This is a genomic window from Streptomyces sp. NBC_00190 (genome assembly GCF_036203305.1).
Lineage (GTDB): Bacteria > Actinomycetota > Actinomycetes > Streptomycetales > Streptomycetaceae > Streptomyces.
Genome location: NZ_CP108131.1, coordinates 4,858,295 through 4,876,147 on the forward strand (window position 1 = coordinate 4,858,295; position 17,853 = coordinate 4,876,147).

The following is a 17,853-nucleotide window of genomic DNA, read 5'->3' on the forward strand; positions in this document are numbered from 1 at the left end:
GGTCAGGCGAGGAGGGACCTGAGCTGGTCCAGGCCCCAGTCCAGGTCCTCCTTGCTGATCACCAGCGGCGGGGCGATCCGGATCGTGGACCCGTGGGTGTCCTTCACCAGGACGCCCAGCTCCATCAGCTTCTCGGAGATCTCCCGTCCGGTCCCGCGCGACGGCTCGATGTCCACGCCCGCCCACAGCCCCCGCCCGCGTACGGCGGTCACCGCGCCCGTGCCGACCAGCAGGTTCAGCTCCCGGTGCAGGTGGTCGCCCAGCTCGGTGGCGCGCTGCTGGTACTCGCCCGTCCTGAGCATCGCCACGACCTCCAGGCCGACGGCGCACGCGAGCGGGTTCCCGCCGAAGGTGGAGCCGTGCTCGCCCGGCCGGAACACCCCGAGCACGTCCCGGTCGGCGACGACGGCCGAGACCGGCACCACTCCGCCGCCGAGCGCCTTGCCGAGGACGTACATGTCGGGGACGACGCCCTCGTGGTCGCACGCGAAGGTCCTGCCGGTCCGGCCCAGCCCCGACTGGATCTCGTCCGCCATGAAGAGGACGTTCCGCTCGCGCGTCAGCTCCCGTACGCCCTTCAGGTATCCGGTGGGCGGCACCAGCACCCCCGCCTCGCCCTGGATCGGCTCCAGCAGGACGGCGACGGTGTGCGCGGTGACCGCCGACTCCAGCGCGGTCAGGTCGCCGTACGGGACGATCTCGAAGCCGGGGGTGTACGGGCCGTAGTGGTCGCGCGCCTCGTGGTCCGTGGAGAAGGAGACGATCGTCGTCGTCCGGCCGTGGAAGTTGTTCGCCGCGACCACGATCTTCGCGTGCCCGTCCGGCACGCCCTTGACCTCGTAGCCCCACTTGCGCGCGGTCTTCACGGCCGTCTCCACGGCCTCCGCGCCCGTGTTCATGGGCAGCACCATCTCCTTGCCGCACAGCGCGGCGAGCTCGGTGCAGAAGTCGGCGAAGCGGTCGTGGTGGAAGGCGCGCGAGGTCAGCGTGACCCGGTCCAGCTGCGCGCGGGCGGCGTCGAGCAGACGGGGGTTGCCGTGCCCGAAGTTGAGCGCCGAGTAGCCGGCGAGCATGTCGAGGTACCGGCGGCCCTCCACGTCGGTCATCCACGCGCCTTCCGCGGTGGCGACGACCACGGGCAGCGGGTGGTAGTTGTGCGCACTGTGCGCTTCGGCGGAGCGGATGGCATCAGCAGTTGTCGACACGGGGTCTCCGATCGTCCGTCAGGCCGGTGACGAGGGTGGCGTCACTTTCCATCCTCGCTCGCACAGCGGACGGAGAAACCTTTCTTGTGGCGCGCCCGCTAAGGTGGCCGGTACGCACGGCGACTGGCGTACGGAGAACCAACTCCGGGGGAGCCGTGCGCGCTCGTCCGCATACAGGGCCGCTCGCCTGGGCCTCGCGGGGTACCGATCACATCGACCCCGGAGGAGCCCGCCATGTCCGCGAGCCGCCATCCCGCCCTTTCCGCGACCGACCCCGAACTGGCGTCCTTCGTCGCGGCGGAGGAAACGCTCCAGGCGCAGACCCTGCGTCTGATCCCCAGCGAGAACTACGTGTCCGCGGCCGTGCTCGAAGCCTCCGGCACGGTGCTGCAGAACAAGTACAGCGAGGGCTACCCGGGCCGCCGCTACTACGAGGGCCAGCAGAACATCGACCGCGTCGAGGCCCTCGCCGTCGAGCGGGCCAAGGGCCTGTTCGGCGTGGACCACGCCAACGTCCAGCCGTACTCCGGCTCCCCGGCGAACCTGGCCGTCTACCTCGCCTTCGCGAAGCCGGGCGACACGGTGATGGGCATGGCGCTGCCGATGGGCGGGCACCTGACCCACGGCTGGGGCGTCTCGGCGACGGGGTCGTGGTTCCGGGGCGTGCAGTACGGCGTCCGTGCGGACACCGGGCTCATCGACTACGACGCGGTGCGCGACCTGGCCCTGGCGGAACGCCCCAAGGTGATCTTCTGCGGCGGCACCGCGCTGCCGCGCACGATCGACTTCGCGGCGTTCGCGTCGATCGCGCAGGAGGCGGGCTCGGTCCTCGTCGCCGACGTGGCGCACATCGCGGGCCTGATCGCGGGCGGGGCGCACCCGTCCCCGGCGGGGCACGTGGACGTGATCTCCACGACCACGCACAAGACGCTGCGCGGTCCGCGCGGCGCGATGCTGATGTGCCGCGAGGAGCACGCGAAGGCCATCGACAAGGCCGTCTTCCCGGGCCTCCAGGGCGGGCCGCACAACCAGACGACGGCCGGTATCGCGGTGGCGCTGCACGAGGCGGCGCAGCCGTCGTTCGTCTCGTACGCCCACGCGGTCGTCGCCAACGCGAAGGCGCTGGCGGCTGCGCTGCTGGAGCGGGGCTTCGACCTCGTCTCGGGCGGTACGGACAACCACCTGATCCTGATCGACCTGACGGGCAAGGACGTCCCGGGCAAGGTCGCGGCGAAGGCCCTGGACCGGGCGGGGATCGTGGTGAACTACAACACGGTGCCGTTCGACCCCCGCAAGCCGTTCGACCCGTCGGGCATCCGGATCGGCACCCCGTCCCTGACGTCGCGGGGGCTCGGGGCCCTGCACATGCCGCTGGTGGCGGACTGGATCTCGCGCTCGGTCGACGCCGCCGCCAAGTCCGACGAGGTGGCGCTGGCCGCCGTCCGCGCGGAGGTCACCGCCCTGATGTCCGCCTTCCCGGCCCCGGGCCTCCCCCTGTAACCCCCACGGCCCCGCCCGGGCCGCCGCCCCGGCCCCCCGCGCCTCAAACGCCGGCGGGGCTGGATCGTGCCCGGCCGCGGCAGCGGCTTGGAAGTGCGCGCGGCGCAACCCCGCGCCCAGCCTGGGCTGGATTGCCCGCAGGGCAATCCAGCCCAGCCCGGCGTTCGAGGGCGTACCCGCGCCGAAGGCGCCGGGTCCGGGGCGGAGCCCAGCCCGGCCCCGCCGGCGTTCGAGGCGCAGTCGGGCGGAGCCCGGAGAGCCCCGCGCAGCGGCACCGCCCAGCCCCGCCGGCGTTCGAGGCGCGGGTTCGGGCGGCGGCGGAAATCGGTCGTTCGGCCGGGGCAAGATCCGGCCGGGCCGCTACCGGCCGGTACCCGTGCGCGGCACCGGCGCGACCGGTCGCGACCCGGAAGGTTCCGGCCAGCGGAGGGCCCGAGCCCGCCCCCACACCTGAGAGAATGAAGCCATGGCTTCTGATCGTCCTCGCGCGCTCTCCGGCATCCAGCCCACCTCCGGTTCGTTCCACCTCGGGAACTACCTCGGAGCCATCCGCCAGTACGTCGCCCTGCAGGAGACGCACGACGCGTTCTACATGGTCGTCGACCTGCACGCGATCACCATGCCGCAGGATCCGAAGGATCTGCGCGCGAACACCCGCCTCTCCGCCGCGCAGCTGCTGGCCGCCGGCCTGGACCCCGAGCGCTGCACGCTCTTCATCCAGAGCCACGTGCCCGAGCACGCGCAGCTCGGCTGGGTCATGAACTGCATCACCGGCTTCGGCGAGGCCAGCCGGATGACCCAGTTCAAGGACAAGTCCGCCAAGGGCGGCGTCAACAACGCCACCGTCGGACTGTTCACGTACCCGATCCTCCAGGTCGCCGACATCCTGCTCTACCAGGCGAACGCGGTCCCCGTCGGCGAGGACCAGCGCCAGCACATCGAGCTGACCCGCGACCTGGCCGAGCGCTTCAACCAGCGCTTCGGGCAGACCTTCACCCTCCCCGCCGCGCACATCGTCAAGGAGGTCGCGAAGATCTACGACCTCCAGGACCCTGCGATCAAGATGTCGAAGTCCGCGTCGTCCCCCAAGGGCCTGATCAACCTCCTCGACGAGCCCAAGGTCACCGCGAAGAAGATCAAGAGCGCGGTCACCGACACCGAGGCCGAGGTCCGCTTCGACTCCGAGAAGAAGCCCGGCGTCAGCAACCTGCTCACGATCTACTCCACCCTCACGGGCGAGACGATCGCCGCCCTGGAGGAGAAGTACGAGGGCAAGGGCTACGGCGCGCTGAAGACCGACCTGGCCGACGTGATGGTCGATTTCGTCACACCGTTCAAGCAGCGCACCCAGGAATACCTGGACGACCCGGAGACGCTGGACTCCATCCTGGCCAAGGGCGCGGAGAAGGCCCGCGCCGTCGCCGCCGAAACCCTGGCACAGGCGTACGACCACCTCGGTTTCCTGCCCGCGAAGCACTGACTCGGGATCGAACGAAAGACGGCCCTGGCGATACCGGGGGTGCTGCCCGCACACTGGGTCGGCAGCGTCCATCCAGACAAGCGGAGGAGAGATACGTGGGGACCGTAACGCTCGGCGTTTCGATCGCGGTCCCGGAGCCGTACGGCAGCCAGCTCCAGGAGCTGCGCGCAGGCTTCGGGGACGTTGCCGCGCACGGCATCCCCACGCATGTCACCCTCGTCCCGCCCACCGAGGTGGAGGCGGACCGGCTGCCGGAGATCCGCGCCCACCTGTCCGAGGTGGCGGCCGCCTTCCGCGGCTTCACGATGCGGCTGGGCGGGACGGGAACCTTCCGTCCCCTCTCGCCGGTCGTCTTCGTCAAGATCGTCGAGGGTGTCGTGGGCTGCACCCGCCTCCAGGACACGGTCCGCGCCCCCGACGGGCCGCTCAGCCGTGAGCTGGCCTTCCCGTACCACCCCCACGTCACGGTCGCCCACGGGATCTCCGAGGAGGCGATGGACCTGGCGTTCACGGGCCTCGCCGAGTACGCCGCGACGTGGGTCTGCGAGGGCTTCGCGCTCTACGAGCAGGGCTCGGACGGGGTCTGGCGCAAGCTGCGCGAATACCCTTTCGGGACGGGCCCGACCGGGGTCCCGGCGCAGCCCGGCTCACCCACGGACGAGACCGTGCGCCGCTCCTGACGGAGCGGCCGCAGGGCCTGGCGGGTGCGGAACCTGAGCCTGCGCAGGACCAGGGTGTGGAACGGACGGACCGCCCGGGGGACATCGCGAAAAGTCACAGTCGACGACCGTAGCCCCAGAACGGGACAATCCAGGCTATTTCCGGCAGTTCAATTACGGTGACTTCATGGACTGGCTGACGAAACTCCCGGTGATCGGCCCGCTGGCGGCCCGCCTGATGCGGACGCACGCCTGGCGTTCCTACCAACGGCTCGACCGCGTCCACTGGACCAGGCTCGCCGCTGCGATCACCTTCATCAGCTTCCTCGCGCTCTTTCCGCTGATCGCCGTGGCCGCCGCCGTCGGCGCGGCCCTCCTCAGCCAGGAGCAGCTCGACCGGCTCCAGAAAAACCTCGCCGAACAGGTCCCCGGCATCTCCGACCAGCTCGACATCAACACGCTCGTCGACAACGCGGCCACGATCGGTCTCGTCGCCGGCGCCCTGCTGCTCTTCACCGGCATCGGCTGGGTGGGTTCGATGCGGGACTGCCTGCGCGCGGTGTGGGAGAAGGACGACGAGGACGAGGGGAACCCGATCGTCCGCAAGGGCAAGGACGGGCTGGTGCTGCTCGGCCTCGGCGCCGCGGCCCTGGCCTCCGCCGCCGCCTCGATCATCGGCTCCAGCGCCGTCGGGAAATCCGCCGAGTGGCTGCACATCCCGCGCGAGGGCGCGGGCGGCGTGCTGCTGCGCGCGGGCGTCTTCCTCGTCGGCGTCGCGGCCGCGTTCCTGCTGCTGCTCTACCTCCTGACCCTGCTCCCGGGCGTCGAACCGCCGCGCGGCCGCCTGATCCAGGCGGCCCTCATCGGCGCGGCGGGCTTCGAGCTGCTGAAGCTCCTGCTCGGCGGCTACATGCGGGAGGTCGCGACGAAGAGCATGTACGGGGCCTTCGGCGTGCCGATCGCCCTGCTGCTGTGGATCAACTTCTCGGCGAAGCTGCTGCTCTACGTCTCGTCCTGGACGGCGACCCGCGGCGACGAGGACGGCGGCGACGGGCACGGCGCCTAGTGTTCTGAGTCTTGAGTTCTGTTCAGATGTGTAGGCTTAGCCTATGGCGCGGATGGGGCGGCCGAAGGCCGAGTTGACGCTGTCGGACGAGGAACGGGTCGCACTGGAGGGGTGGGTGCGGCGTCGTTCCACGCCGCAGGCGTGGGCTTTGCGGTGCCGGATCATCCTGGCCTGCGCCGAGGGTGTCTCGAACAAGGACGTGGCCGTCCGTCTCGGATCAACGCCTCAGGCGGTCGGCCGTTGGCGGGCCCGTTTCGTGCAGTACCGGATCGCGGGCCTGGGAGACATGCCGCGTTCCGGCGGCCCCAGATCGGTGACGGACGGGCAGGTTGCCGCGGTGGTCACCAGGACCTTGGAGTCCAAGCCGAAGAACGCGACGCACTGGTCGACGCGGTCGATGGCGAAGGAAATGGGCCTGTCCCAGTCCTCGGTCTCACGGATCTGGCGGGCGTTCGGCCTGCAGCCGCACCGCTCGGAGACCTTCAAGCTGTCGACCGACCCGTACTTCGTCGACAAGGTCCACGATGTCGTCGGCCTCTATCTGGACCCGCCCGAGCGGGCGCTGGTGTTCTGCGTGGACGAGAAGTCGCAGATCCAGGCCCTGGACCGGTCCCAGCCGGTGCTGCCGATGATGCCCGGGGTCCCGGAGCGGTCAACGCACGACTACGTCCGGGCCGGCACGACCACCCTGTTCGCCGCACTCAACGTGGCCACCGGCAAGGTGATCGGCTCCCTGCACCGCCGCCATCGGGCCGAGGAGTTCAAGAAGTTCCTGGTCAAGCTCGACAAGGAAGTGCCGGCAGGCCTGGACGTCCATCTGATCTGCGACAACTACGCCACCCACAAGACCCCGGACATCAAGAAGTGGCTGCTCGGCCACCCCCGGTTCCACCTGCACTTCACCCCGACCGGGTCGTCCTGGCTGAACCTGGTCGAGCGATGGTTCGCCGAACTCACCAACAAGCAGATACGGCGAGGCGTCCACAAGTCAGTCCAGGCCCTCGAGAAGGACATCCGTGACTGGATCGCCGCCTGGAACACCGACCCCAAGCCCTACGTCTGGACCAAGACCGCAGACGAGATCCTCGAACGCCTCGCCAGCTATCTGAACAGAATTCCCGACTCAGAAGACTAGGCCCTGTCGTCAAAGTCCCGCCTGGCCCGCGACGCCCAGCACCGCACCTCGCCGCGTTGTCGGGGCGCCCAAGTACGTCCAGTACTCGGGCGCCCCTCCGCCTTGCGATGCACGGCACCGGACGCCGCGGGCCCTACCGGCGCTACTTTGACGGCAGGACCCAGGGCGCTTCCCGTTCGAGTGAATCCTGGGCTCGGGCACATGAGGGCTGGGTAGGCCTGCCGCGAGGTTCCGTGCACGATGCAACGGGATCGATCGTCCTGGCCGCCCCTGGAGGGCTCATGTCCGCTTCACCGCGTCCGCGCAAGCTCCTCACCGCGACTGCCGTCGCCCTGCTCCTGTCCCTCGCCGGGGCCGGTCTCGCCGCCCCCGCGAGCGCCACCGCCACCGGGGGCGCCCCCAGTGCGGTCCGGCAGCTGCGGACGCCGCCCGCCTACCACGCCGGCGGGGTCTGGGACCTCTACCAGACCAATGCCACCGTGCACATGAACCTGACGCAGGACGCCGACGGCAACCTCTTCGGAACCGTCTCGTCCGGTAACACCGTCGGGACCCTCGAAGCCGGCGGCGCCGTGGACGGGGAGAACATCTACTTCACCGTCCGCTGGAACCACGGGCCGGTCGGCCGCTACACCGGGGTCCGCGGCGCGGACCACCGGCTCTCCGGCACCACCTTCGACCTGACCAACCCGTCCAGCCACGCGAACTGGTCCACCCAGCGCATGTTCTGACGAGGCGGAACGCCAGAAGACCCCCGCGTCGCGGGGGTCTTCGTCCGCCGGGCTCAGATCCAATCCGCCGGGCTCAGACCCAGTCCTCGTCCCGCCCCCGGCGGCCGCGCAGGGGCCACCGGCGGTTGACCACGAAGGCACCGCCCGCCAGGACCGCCAGCGCACCGCCCGCGACACCGAGCGCGGTGCCGATGCCGCCGCCCGAGCCGCCGCCGGCCGCCGCGTTGTTCTCGTGGGACTGGGCCGGCGACCCGTGCGGGCGGGTGTCCGCGCTCTTCGGCGGCACCAGCTCACCCACCGGCTTGACCTTCCCGGCCGCCGCGAACCCCCAGTCGAAGAGCGCGGCGGTCTCCTCGTACACCGAGTTGGCCCCGCCCGCGCCCGGGTTCATCACCGTGACCAGCAGCTTGCGCGCGCCCTGCTGCGCGGCGCCGGTGAAGGTGGCGCCCGCCATCGTGGTGTTGCCGTTCTTCACCCCGGCGATGCCCTTGTACGGGGAGATGCCGCCGGCGCCCGTCATCAGCCGGTTGGTGTTCTGGATCTCGAAGTACTCGCGGGGCTTCCCGGCCTCCTGCTTGCCGGGGAACTTCGCCCCGACCGTGCCGCAGTACTCCCGGAAGTCCTGCTTCTGCAGCCCGGAGCGGGCGACGAGGGTGAGGTCGTACGCGCTCGACACCTGCTCCGGGGCGTCGTACCCGTCGGGGGAGACCACATGGGTGTCCAGGGCCTGCAGTTCCTCGGCGTGGGCCTGCATGTCCTTGACGGTCTTCTCGACGCCGCCGTTCATCGCCGACAGCACGTGCACGGCGTCGTTCCCCGACCGCAGGAACACCCCGAGCCACAGGTCGTGGACGGTGTACTCGAGGTCTTCCTTGACCCCGACCAGGCTGCTGCCCGGCCCGACGCCTTCCATGTCCTTGTCGGTGACCTTGTGGACCTGGTCCTTGGGCAGGCCCGGCAGCACCGTGTCCGCGAAGAGCATCTTCATGGTGGAGGCCGGGGGGAGCCGCCAGTGCGCGTTGTGCGAGGCCAGGACCTCGCCGGTCTCCGCGTCGGCCACGATCCACGACCGCCCCGTGAGGTTCGCGGGCAGGGCGGGCGCGCCGGGCAGCAGGTTCACCTGGGTCCCCGGCTGGCCGAGCAGGGCTCCGCCGACCGTGGACATCGCCGCGGGGGGCGCGGGCGCCGCCTTGGCGTCCGGGGTCATCGGCGGCTGCGCCTTCCCGTCGGCCGGCTGCGCGGGCGGGGTCGGCGCGGCGTGCGCGGGGGCCACGAACATCACGGGGACCAGCAGCGCGGCGGAAAGGACCGTCAGCGCGGTCTTCTTTACAGACACGCAGGTGAAAGTACCTCCCGATGGACTGGATACGGTCGCTGACCGGCCAATCCGGCGAAACGACCGCCGGGACAGCCCACCCCGGCGCGTCCGTCGCGGAGACGAATCCGATACTGGGGGCATGAGACTCAGCCGTACCGCCTCCTGGTTCCTGCTCGCCTTCGGAGTGTGGAGCTGGTTCATCTGGGTGTCTTTCGTCCGGAACCTGTGGAAGGACAGCAGTGGCCAGGCGTTCGATGCGGCGGGCGACCCCACGGCTTTCTTCTGGGTGCACCTGACGCTCGCGGTGACGTCCTTTCTCCTGGGGACGGCCGTCGGAGTGATCGGGTTGCGTGGGGTCCGCGCCCTGCGGCGCGAATCACGTAACGGCTCGAACGCGTGAAAATCGCCCTCGTCGCGGTGGTCGTCCTCGCCGTCATCGCGCTGCTCGTACTCGTCCACCGGTGGCTCTGGATCCGTCTGGTCCGCGACACCACCGCCCCCGGCGCCCTGTCCCGCCGCATCGGCACGGTCCTCGCCATCGCCCTGCCCCTCCTCTCCGTGGCCGCGCTGACCGCGGGCCGCGCCGGAGCTCCCTTCCGCCTCCAGCAGGCCGTAGCCTGGCCGGGGTTCCTCTGGCTCGCGGTGCTCCTGTACCTGACGTTGACGATGCTGGTCGCCGAGCCGGTCCGCGCGCTGCTGCTCCGCCGTATGGCCCACCGGATCCCCTCCGAGGAGGACCGGGGCTCCGCCCCGAACCCCGCGCCCCGGTCTCCGGCGGGGCTTCAGCCCGCCGGTCGTTCGACGGCGGCGCAGGGCCCCGGACCCGGCCCCGGGCCCGGCGACCCGGCACCCGCTCCGCAGGATCCCGGCTCCGGCCCGGCCGATTCCGGCGGACTTCTGCTGGACCGCCGCAGGTTCGTCGCGCGGGCGATCGGCGGCGCGGCCGCCGCCGTGGCCGTCGGGACCGTGGCGAACGGCGCCCACGGAGTGCTGCGCGGCCCGCGCGTCAAGCGGGTCCAGGTGCCCCTGGCCAAGCTGCCGCGCGCCGCGCACGGCTTCCGGATCGCCGTCGTCAGCGACGTCCACCTCGGCCCGGTCCTCGGCCGCGCCCACACCCAGCGCATCGTCGACACCGTCAACCGCACCCAGCCCGACCTCATCGCCATCGTCGGCGACCTCGTCGACGGCAACGTCCACGACCTCGGGCCCGCCGCCGAGCCGCTGCGCCGGCTCAGCGCCCGCCATGGCACGTACTTCGTGACCGGGAACCACGAGTACTTCTCGGGCGCCGCGCAGTGGGTGGACCACGTGCGTGAACTCGGCTTGATTCCGCTGGAGAACGCCCGCCGCCCGCTCCCGTACTTCGACCTCGCCGGTGTGAACGACATCGCGGGGGAGAGCGAGGGCCACGGCCCCGACTTCCGGGCGGCCCTCGGCGACCGCGACCGCAGCCGCAGCGCCGTGCTCCTCGCCCACCAGCCCGTCGTCATCCACGACGCGGTCCGGCACGGCGTCGATCTCCAGCTCTCCGGCCACACCCACGGCGGCCAGCTCTGGCCGGGCAACTACCTTGCCGAGCTGGCCAACCCGACCGTCGCCGGTCTGGAACGCTACGGCGACACCCAGCTCTACGTGTCCCGCGGAGCGGGCGCCTGGGGGCCTCCGGTCCGGGTGGGCGCGCCGTCCGACATCACCGTCGTGGAACTCGCCTCATATCAGGCCTGACCGCCCCGAACTGCCAATGAACCGCAAAGAATCAGCCTTCCGGAGGCTGAAATTCCGTGATGGGATGTCCGGTATCCGGACAGCATGTCGCTGTCATCGGTACAGGGGTGGGGTTCAGGGGCAATGCGGTCTGTCCGTTCGAAGATCATCGTGGCCGGGCTGGTTCTCGGCGTGGCCGGCGTGGGGACCTGGCAACTGCTGCCCGACTCCGGGGGCGGCGGCAAGTCCATCCGGGTCGGGACGAGCGACGTCGTCTCCGCCCTCGACCCCGCGGGGGCGTACGACGCGGGCTCCTGGGCCCTGTTCAGCAACGTCTACCAGTCGCTGCTGACCATCAAGTCCGGCTCGGACACCCCCGTGCCGGACGCCGCGTCCTCCTGCGGCTTCCTCGGCCAGAAGCTCACCACCTACCAGTGCGAGCTCCGCCCCGACGCGAAGTTCGCGGGCGGCCGCGCGATCACCGCCGAGGACGTCAAGCACTCCTTCGACCGCATCAAGGCCATCAACTCCGACCAGGGCCCGGCCCCCCTCTTCAACACCCTGGAGTCGGTCAAGGCGGAGGGCCGCACCGTCACCTTCAACCTCTCCGCCGGCGACGCCACCTTCCCCTTCAAGATCGCGACAGGTGCCGCCTCGATCGTCGACAAGGACAAGTACCCGGCGAAGGCGCTGCGCGAGGACGGCAAGGTCGACGGCTCCGGCCCGTACACGCTCGGCGCCTACAAGGCCGGTACGAGCATCGACCTGAAGCCCAACGCCTCGTACAAGGGCCAGGCCAAGCCCGCCCACGCGCCCGTCACCATCCGGTACTTCAAGGACTCCGCGGAGCTCAACAAGGCCTGGAACGACCGCCGGATCGACGTCGCCCACCGGGAGATGCCCCCGGCCGTGCTCGCCGGCCTCAACCCGGGCATGAAGGACACCCGCTACCAGGCCTCCGGCGGCAGCGAGATCCGCTCCATGGTCTTCAACGTGCGCCCCGGCTCCACCGCCGCCCCGCTCGCCGTCCGCCAGGCCGTGGCCGCCGTACTCGACCGCGCCAAGGTGGCGACCGAGATCTACTCGGGCACCGTCACCCCGCTGTACTCGCTGGTCCCGGCGGGCATCGCCGCCCACAGCACGCCGTTCTTCGACTCCTACCCGACGCCCAACGGCGCCGCGGCGAAGAAGCTGTTCAAGGACGCCGGGATCACCGCCCCCGTCTCCCTCACCGTCGGGGTCAACGCGCGCGGCGCGAACCTCGAGGAGGCCGACGAGATCAAGCGGCAGCTGGAGTCGACCGGCCTCTTCCAGCTGAAGATCAAGCCGGTGGAGGAGTGGACCGACTTCCAGAAGGGCTACGCGGCGGGCGAGTTCGACGCCTACACCATCGGCTGGATCGCCGACTTCCCGGACGCGGACAACTTCCTCGCCCCGCTCGTCGGCGCGGACTCGTCGATGAACAACGGCTTCTCCGACAAGACCGTCGACGGCCTGATCACCCGCACCCAGTCCCACTCGGAGCGGGGTGAGGCGGCCGCCGACTTCCGCGAGCTCCAGAAGCTGGTCGCCCAGCAGGTCCCGATGGTGCCCATCTGGCAGAAGAAGGACTACGTGATGTCCCGCGAGGCCGTCACCGGCGCCCAGTACCTGTCCGACGGGACCGGCGTGTGGCGCCTCTGGGAGCTCAACTGGCTTTAGCCCCGGCCACGGCCTCGGATCCGGCTACGACTTCTTCGGGTCCGAGGCCTTCTTGCGGGCGCCCGCCGTGGCCGTCTGCGCCATGCCGGGCAGGAAGTCCGCGAACAGCTCGTGCACCTCGCGCACCAGCGGCCGCAGCACCTTGAACCGTGCCAGCACGATGCCCCGCGTCGTCAGCTGCGCGCCGCGCTCCGCGAGCCGCCGCGTCTTCTCGCTGTTCGGCGAACGGTCGAAGACCCAGTACAGGACCAGGCCCATCTGCGAGAGCCACATCAGCTCAGGCAGTACGTCGACCAGTTCGGCCGGCACCTTGGTCTTCGCCCCCGCCAGCACCTCGCGGTGGATGTCGATGGCCGCCTGCCGGGCGTCCTCCGACTCCGGCGAGAAGGGGCTGAGCGGACTTTCCGGGTCCGCCGCGTTCTTGAAGAACTGGGAGGCGAACTCGTGATACGGGGCCGCGATGTCCATCCAGCTCGTCAGCACGCCGGCGAGCCGCTTCTGCAGATCGGTCTCGCTGTCCAGGATGGGCCGGACCGCTGCCTGGTGAGCGGCGCCGATCCGGTCGTAGAACCCCTGGACCAGATGTTCCTTCGATTCGAAGTAGTAATAGGCGTTGCCGACCGAGACACCGGCCTCCTTCGCGATACCCCGCATCGTCGTCTTGTCGAAGCCGCGCTCCTGGAAGAGGCGGAGCGCGGTTTCGAGGATGAGCGTGCGGGTCTGCTCGCTCTTGGGAGCCTTCTGATCAGTCACGGTGCACGAGCCTATCGGGGGACGGAGCACTGGTCGTCACAGGCCGGTTCCTCCGGCCCCTGCGGGTGACCCTCGGTCCGTACCGCCTGCCGCCACGTGGAGGCCGTGTACATGGCGGCCCGGGCGAAGGGCCGTCCGGCGGGCGTGGAGAGCCAGTTGGCCTTCGGCCGGTGCTCGGCCAGCGCCCACAGGCACACGATGAAGGCGTCCGTCCCGGTCCACACCTGCCCGGAATCCCCGACGACGGTGATCTGCTTCAGCGTCGACGCGTGGTCGAGCTGAGGGAACCGCCGCCGCGCCTCGTACGACGCGGCGGGGACCAGGGCGATCCGGACCAGCCATCGCTGCGCGAGCAGCCAGTGCCGGATGTGTACGCAGAGCGGGCAGTTCGCGTCGTACAGGACGGTCAGGTGGCGGACTGCCCCCGGGCTTGAGGCGGCCATGGTTCAGACCCCTGCCGGAGCGGTCCACCCCTGCGGGGCGACGGGCGGCGTCTGCTGGCGCTCCATGATCCCCCGGCGGCGCATCTTGTTGAGGACCCAGACGTTGCCGAGGTGCATGACGCCGAGGACCAGCAGGACGACGCCGAGCTTGACCGAGAGCGCCTCGAAGAGGTCGCGGGCCTCGACTATGTCCTCGGTCGACCGCAGGTAGAGGGTCACGAAGCCGATGTTCACGAGGTAGAACCCGACCACGAGGAGCTGGTTGACGGCGTCGGCCAGCTTCTCGTTCCCCTGGAGGACGTCGCCGATGAAGACGCGGCCGTTGCGGCTGAGCGTACGGGCGACCCAGACGGTGAGCCCGATGCTGATGAGCAGGTAGATGACGTACGCGACCACGGTGAGGTCCATAGCCCTCAGCCCCCTTGAACGTGTTCAATACTGCTGACAGGGATGACTGTAGGGCCTTTTTTGAACAGGTTCAAGCGAATGCCTTCTCCAGCGTTCCCGGATCCACGAAGGGTGCCGTCCGCGTCGGCACCGACCGCCACGCGAGCGGCCAGCTGGTCCCGTGCAGCGCGGGTACGCCGACGTAGGCGGTGGCGTAGCGGGTGCGCGAGGTGTACCGCTGCGTGTGCGAGGGCCAGGTGTGCTCCCGCGCGGTGCCGGGCGGGAGCAGGAAGTACATCCAGCGGAAGCCGTTGAGCTCGTAGACGATCGGCCCGGCGTCGTGGTCGGTGAGCCGGCACAGCTCCTTGGCGGTCTCCTCGCCGAGCTGGCCCTGGATGCGCAGCGCGTCGAAGTGCACGCCCGCGAGGCGGAGCTGGAAACCGGCGTCGGGGACCCAGTCGGGGATTTCCTCGTTCATGGGGCACAGGGTGGCGGCTCGGCCCTAGCCTGGAACAGTAGTCGCGCCGTTACAGACGGCGATCTGTGAAGGGCTGTGACGCCGGTGTCCGAGGCCGTGAACCCCAGTGAACCCCTCCCGTCACCGCTGCGCCGCGGCCTGGGCGCGCAGATGCGGACGCTCCGCGAGAAGCGCGGGGTCTCGCGGCAGGAACTGGGCGGCCGGACGAACTTCTCGTCGTCGGCGATCGGGGCGTTCGAGCGGGGTGACCGGGCGATGGATCCGGGGATGGTCGAGCGGGTCGATGAGCTGCTCGCCGGTGACGGGCTCCTGAAGGCGGTGCTTCCGTACCTGGAGGAGGAGGGGCGGTACGCGCCGCAGTTCCGCGACTTCGCGCCGATCGAGAAGAAGGCGGTGAGCCTGTGGGTGTACGACACCTACATCGTGAACGGCCTGCTCCAGACACCTGCCTACGCCCGTCAGGTCTTCCGGGACCACTGGCCGCCGGTCGACGCGGCCGAGATCGAACGCCGACTGGACGACCGCATCGGTCGACAGGTCCTTCTGCACCGCGATCCGGCGCCGGTGCTGTGTTTCGTTCTGGAGGAGTCGTTCCTGCGGCGCCGGGTGGGTGGGGAGGCCGTGTGGCGGGAACAGCTCCAACACCTGCTGGAGTGCGGACGGTTACCGCACGTGTCCATCCAGCTGGTTCCGCTGGAGTGTGAGGAACTCGTGGGCTCGGTGGGCCCGATGACGATCGCGGAGACCCCGGAGCGCAGGATGCTCGGCTATGTAGAAGGGCAGGGCCAGAGCTGGGTGATTTCAAGCCGAGAAGTGGTCAGCGAGATGATCCAGCGGCATGCGAACATTCGAGCAGTGGCGCTGAGCCCGAGGGCTTCGGCGGAGCGGATCGAACAGCTGCTAGGGGAGCGATGAGCATGGAACTGGCCTGGTTCAAGAGCAGCTACAGCGGCGGTGACGGCGGCCAGTGCGTCGAAGTAGCCCTGGCCTGGCACAAGAGCAGCCACAGCGGCGGCTCAGGCGGGGACTGCGTCGAGGTGGCCACCTGCCCCTCCGCCGTCCACGTCCGGGACTCCAAGGACACCACCCGCCCCGCCCTCACCGTCACCCCGGCGGCCTGGGCCGCCTTCACGGCGCAGGCGTCGGCCTAGGTTCCACCCACAGGGCCTCGGCGAAGGCGCAGAGGTCGCCCGTCGCCGTGGCCAGGGCCGTACCCGCCCGGTACTTGCGGCCCTCGGACCCGAGCATCCAGGAGTACGAGACCAGGCCCGAGCCGACCGGCACCGGACGCAGCAGCCGCGCGGACAGCGAGGCCGTGACGGCGCCGGCCGGGCGGCCGCCGAGCAGGCGTCCGGCCGCGTTCCCCGGGCAGTCCAGCGCGCCCCACACCAGCTCCGGCGGCAACAGGCCGTCCGGACCGCCGAGTCCGGCGGCCGGGGTCCAGGCGGTGGCTACCATCGCGCCGCCCGGTACCGGGCCGCAGTGCAGGCGCAGTCCGGTGGCCGGCGTGCGGTCCAGGCCGCAGCCGAAGCAGTCGGTCGATCCGTCCGGCGGGGCCGCCCGGTAGGCGTCGGCGGCCGCCGAGGCCAGCGCCCAGGAGGGCGCGTCCGGTACGTCCGTGTCCAGCTCGGCAGGTGTGGCGGCGGCCAGCAGCAGCTCACCGGAGGTCAGTTCGGCGCCCCCGCCGGCCGTCTCGGCGAGCCGTACCGGCTCGCCGGTCGGGACTGGCCGCCTGAAGTCCACCCGTACGCCCTTCGCCGTCGCCCGCCCGGCGAGCACGCCCGCCACGTAGCCGCCGAAAGCCACTCCCGGATAGCCGCACAGGTGGTCCGGAACCGTGATCGTCTCGAAGTCGTCGGTCATGGCCCCACTCCATCACAGACGCCCGCCGAATTCGGTGGACAGCGGCCGCGGGCCTCGCCGATAGTGCCGCCCATGGCCTCCCTCATACGACACATCACATTCGACTGCTCCGACGCCTACTCGCTGGGTCAGTTCTGGGCCGCCGCCCTGGACGGCTCGCTCGCCGACGACGACTTCCCGGGTGACCCCGAGGCGCTCGTCACGGCCCCCGGCATGGCCCTGCTGTTCGTCACCGTGCCCGACCCCAAGACCATCAAGAACCGCGTCCACATGGACCTGCAGCCGCAGGACCGGACGCGCGACGAGGAGGTGGAGCGCATCCTCGCCCTCGGTGCCACCGTCTTCGGCGATCACCGCAACGCCGACGGCACCGGCTGGGTGACCCTGGCGGACCCCGAGGGCAACGAGTTCTGCGTCGAGCGCAGCGCCGCCGAGCGGGCGAAGTGACCGCGAACTGAGCTGAACTGAACGGCGTCCGGAGCGGACTCAGCCGGCGATGGGGTACATCGACCCGCGCCGGCCCTCCGGCGACGTCAGCCACTCCAGCTTCTCCGCCGTCTCGGTGCCCGGCAGCGGGGTGTGGAGCACGATCGCCAGGTCGGGGCGGGCAGGCACGCGCAGCTGGGTCGACTCCACGTACAGCGTGCCGACGGCCGGATGCTCCAACTGCTTCTGCAGCTGGCCGCCCGGCTCGACGTCGCGGCGCTCCCACAGCACGGCGAACTCGGGGCTGAGCTCCCGCGCCTCCTCGACCACCGCCCGGAACCCCTCGTCGTTCGGACGCTCCGAGCAGGCCGCCCGGAACTGGGCCACCACATTGCAGGCGACCTCTTCCCAGTGCGGGGAGCGGGCTCGGTAGATGGGGTCGGTGAAGAAGGCGATCAGGCAGTTCTGCACGATCTCCGGGCGCATCCCGAGGACGAGCGCGGCCGCGTCGTTGTACATCACCGTGTTCCAGTACGCGTCCATGATGTGCGCGGGGAACGGCATCCAGGCGTCGATCAGCCGCTTCAGGCCCTGGCACATGCCCCGGTCGGCCGGGGCGACCTCCAGGGCGGGCGGATTGAGCCCGGCGAGGACGTACAGGTGCCGGCGTTCGGCGCTGCTGAGCTTCAGTACGCGGCCCACCGAGTCCAGGACCTGCGAGGACACCGTGATGTCGCGGCCCTGCTCCAGCCACTGGTACCAGGAGACCCCGACCCCGGCGAGCACGGCGACCTCCTCACGGCGCAGGCCCGGCGTACGGCGGCGGGCCCCGCCGTCCGGCAGGCCCGCCTCGATCGGGGTGATCCGGGCCCGTCTGCTCATGAGGAACTCGCGCAGCTCGGTCCGCCGGTGTTCGTCGATCCGCGTCGCCACGAAATCCCCCTGTCAGGCTGCCTGGTGGTACAGCCAACAGGATAAGTTCCCACTCTGCACCGGCATTCCCG

At 70.6% G+C, this 17,853-nt stretch carries 20 protein-coding genes and 1 riboswitch; of the genes, 12 read left to right on the forward strand and 8 right to left on the reverse strand.

Annotation, left to right across the window (positions count from 1 at the left end; all coding sequences use genetic code 11):
- Positions 1-2 precede the first annotated feature (2 nt).
- Positions 3-1,205 (reverse strand): ornithine--oxo-acid transaminase, encoded by a 1,203-nt coding sequence (gene rocD, locus OG429_RS23505; RefSeq protein ID WP_328927243.1) that lies wholly within the window; start codon positions 1,203-1,205, stop codon positions 3-5.
- A gap of 109 nt (positions 1,206-1,314) precedes the next feature.
- Positions 1,315-1,405, forward strand: a riboswitch (ZMP/ZTP riboswitch).
- Positions 1,406-1,439: 34 nt separating this feature from the next.
- On the opposite strand from rocD, the gene glyA reads away from it, so the two are divergent.
- The 6 genes from glyA (at position 1,440) to OG429_RS23535 (ending at position 7,776) form a co-directional block, all read left to right on the forward strand.
- Complete coding sequence (glyA, locus tag OG429_RS23510) at positions 1,440-2,705, forward strand: serine hydroxymethyltransferase (protein ID WP_328927244.1); 1,266 nt, start codon at positions 1,440-1,442, stop codon at positions 2,703-2,705.
- Between the two features lie 466 nt (positions 2,706-3,171).
- The gene (gene trpS / locus OG429_RS23515) at positions 3,172-4,185 is read left to right on the forward strand and encodes a tryptophan--tRNA ligase (RefSeq protein ID WP_328927245.1); all 1,014 of its coding nucleotides are present in this window, start codon (positions 3,172-3,174) and stop codon (positions 4,183-4,185) included.
- Positions 4,186-4,280: 95 nt separating this feature from the next.
- Positions 4,281-4,865: a 2'-5' RNA ligase family protein gene (locus OG429_RS23520; protein WP_328927246.1), complete on the forward strand. Its 585-nt coding sequence runs from the start codon at positions 4,281-4,283 to the stop codon at positions 4,863-4,865.
- 166 nt (positions 4,866-5,031) lie between these two features.
- Positions 5,032-5,910: a YhjD/YihY/BrkB family envelope integrity protein gene (locus OG429_RS23525; protein ID WP_328927247.1), complete on the forward strand. Its 879-nt coding sequence runs from the start codon at positions 5,032-5,034 to the stop codon at positions 5,908-5,910.
- A gap of 52 nt (positions 5,911-5,962) precedes the next feature.
- A complete protein-coding gene (locus OG429_RS23530) occupies positions 5,963-7,045 on the forward strand; it encodes an IS630 family transposase (RefSeq protein WP_328930254.1) in 1,083 nt (360 codons plus the stop codon).
- Between the two features lie 281 nt (positions 7,046-7,326).
- Entirely contained in the window at positions 7,327-7,776 is a 450-nt protein-coding gene (locus tag OG429_RS23535; RefSeq protein WP_328927248.1) for a hypothetical protein, read from the forward strand.
- 73 nt (positions 7,777-7,849) lie between these two features.
- On the opposite strand, the gene OG429_RS23540 is transcribed toward OG429_RS23535, so the two are convergent.
- Entirely contained in the window at positions 7,850-9,112 is a 1,263-nt protein-coding gene (locus OG429_RS23540) for a D-alanyl-D-alanine carboxypeptidase family protein (protein ID WP_328927249.1), read from the reverse strand.
- Between the two features lie 121 nt (positions 9,113-9,233).
- On the opposite strand from OG429_RS23540, the gene OG429_RS23545 reads away from it, so the two are divergent.
- The 3 genes from OG429_RS23545 (at position 9,234) to OG429_RS23555 (ending at position 12,499) form a co-directional block, all read left to right on the forward strand.
- A complete protein-coding gene (locus OG429_RS23545) occupies positions 9,234-9,494 on the forward strand; it encodes an SCO4848 family membrane protein (RefSeq protein ID WP_328927250.1) in 261 nt (86 codons plus the stop codon).
- On the forward strand, positions 9,491-10,819 hold the full coding sequence (locus OG429_RS23550; RefSeq protein ID WP_328927251.1) for a metallophosphoesterase: 1,329 nt from the start codon (positions 9,491-9,493) through the stop codon (positions 10,817-10,819). Before OG429_RS23545 ends, OG429_RS23550 begins: the two co-directional genes overlap by 4 nt.
- 123 nt (positions 10,820-10,942) lie before the next feature.
- Entirely contained in the window at positions 10,943-12,499 is a 1,557-nt protein-coding gene (locus tag OG429_RS23555) for an ABC transporter substrate-binding protein (RefSeq protein WP_328927252.1), read from the forward strand.
- Between the two features lie 24 nt (positions 12,500-12,523).
- Here the strand turns inward: OG429_RS23555 and OG429_RS23560 are convergent, their stop codons facing one another.
- The 4 genes from OG429_RS23560 to OG429_RS23575 form a co-directional block, all read right to left on the reverse strand.
- A complete protein-coding gene (locus OG429_RS23560; protein WP_328927253.1) occupies positions 12,524-13,252 on the reverse strand; it encodes a TetR/AcrR family transcriptional regulator in 729 nt (242 codons plus the stop codon).
- Positions 13,253-13,263: 11 nt separating this feature from the next.
- Entirely contained in the window at positions 13,264-13,695 is a 432-nt protein-coding gene (locus tag OG429_RS23565; protein ID WP_328927254.1) for a thiol-disulfide oxidoreductase DCC family protein, read from the reverse strand.
- A 3-nt stretch (positions 13,696-13,698) separates the two neighbouring features.
- Positions 13,699-14,103 carry a hypothetical protein gene (locus OG429_RS23570; protein ID WP_328927255.1) on the reverse strand — a complete coding sequence of 135 codons (405 nt, stop codon included), beginning with the start codon at positions 14,101-14,103 and terminating at the stop codon, positions 13,699-13,701.
- Positions 14,104-14,173: 70 nt separating this feature from the next.
- Positions 14,174-14,560 carry a hypothetical protein gene (locus tag OG429_RS23575; protein ID WP_328927256.1) on the reverse strand — a complete coding sequence of 129 codons (387 nt, stop codon included), beginning with the start codon at positions 14,558-14,560 and terminating at the stop codon, positions 14,174-14,176.
- A gap of 84 nt (positions 14,561-14,644) precedes the next feature.
- Here OG429_RS23575 and OG429_RS23580 point away from each other — a divergent pair, with 84 nt between their 5' ends.
- Positions 14,645-15,475: a helix-turn-helix domain-containing protein gene (locus OG429_RS23580; protein ID WP_328927257.1), complete on the forward strand. Its 831-nt coding sequence runs from the start codon at positions 14,645-14,647 to the stop codon at positions 15,473-15,475.
- Positions 15,472-15,711 (forward strand): DUF397 domain-containing protein, encoded by a 240-nt coding sequence (locus OG429_RS23585; RefSeq protein WP_328927258.1) that lies wholly within the window; start codon positions 15,472-15,474, stop codon positions 15,709-15,711. The genes OG429_RS23580 and OG429_RS23585 overlap by 4 nt, the downstream gene beginning before the upstream one ends.
- Here OG429_RS23585 and OG429_RS23590 read toward each other — a convergent pair.
- Positions 15,689-16,423: a hotdog fold domain-containing protein gene (locus tag OG429_RS23590; protein ID WP_328927259.1), complete on the reverse strand. Its 735-nt coding sequence runs from the start codon at positions 16,421-16,423 to the stop codon at positions 15,689-15,691. The two genes, OG429_RS23585 and OG429_RS23590, sit on opposite strands and share 23 nt — an antisense overlap.
- Before the next feature lie 72 nt (positions 16,424-16,495).
- Here OG429_RS23590 and OG429_RS23595 point away from each other — a divergent pair, with 72 nt between their 5' ends.
- Complete coding sequence (locus tag OG429_RS23595; RefSeq protein WP_328927260.1) at positions 16,496-16,870, forward strand: VOC family protein; 375 nt, start codon at positions 16,496-16,498, stop codon at positions 16,868-16,870.
- Positions 16,871-16,909: 39 nt separating this feature from the next.
- On the opposite strand, the gene OG429_RS23600 is transcribed toward OG429_RS23595, so the two are convergent.
- On the reverse strand, positions 16,910-17,731 hold the full coding sequence (locus tag OG429_RS23600) for a helix-turn-helix transcriptional regulator (RefSeq protein WP_328930384.1): 822 nt from the start codon (positions 17,729-17,731) through the stop codon (positions 16,910-16,912).
- Positions 17,732-17,853: the final 122 nt, after the last annotated feature.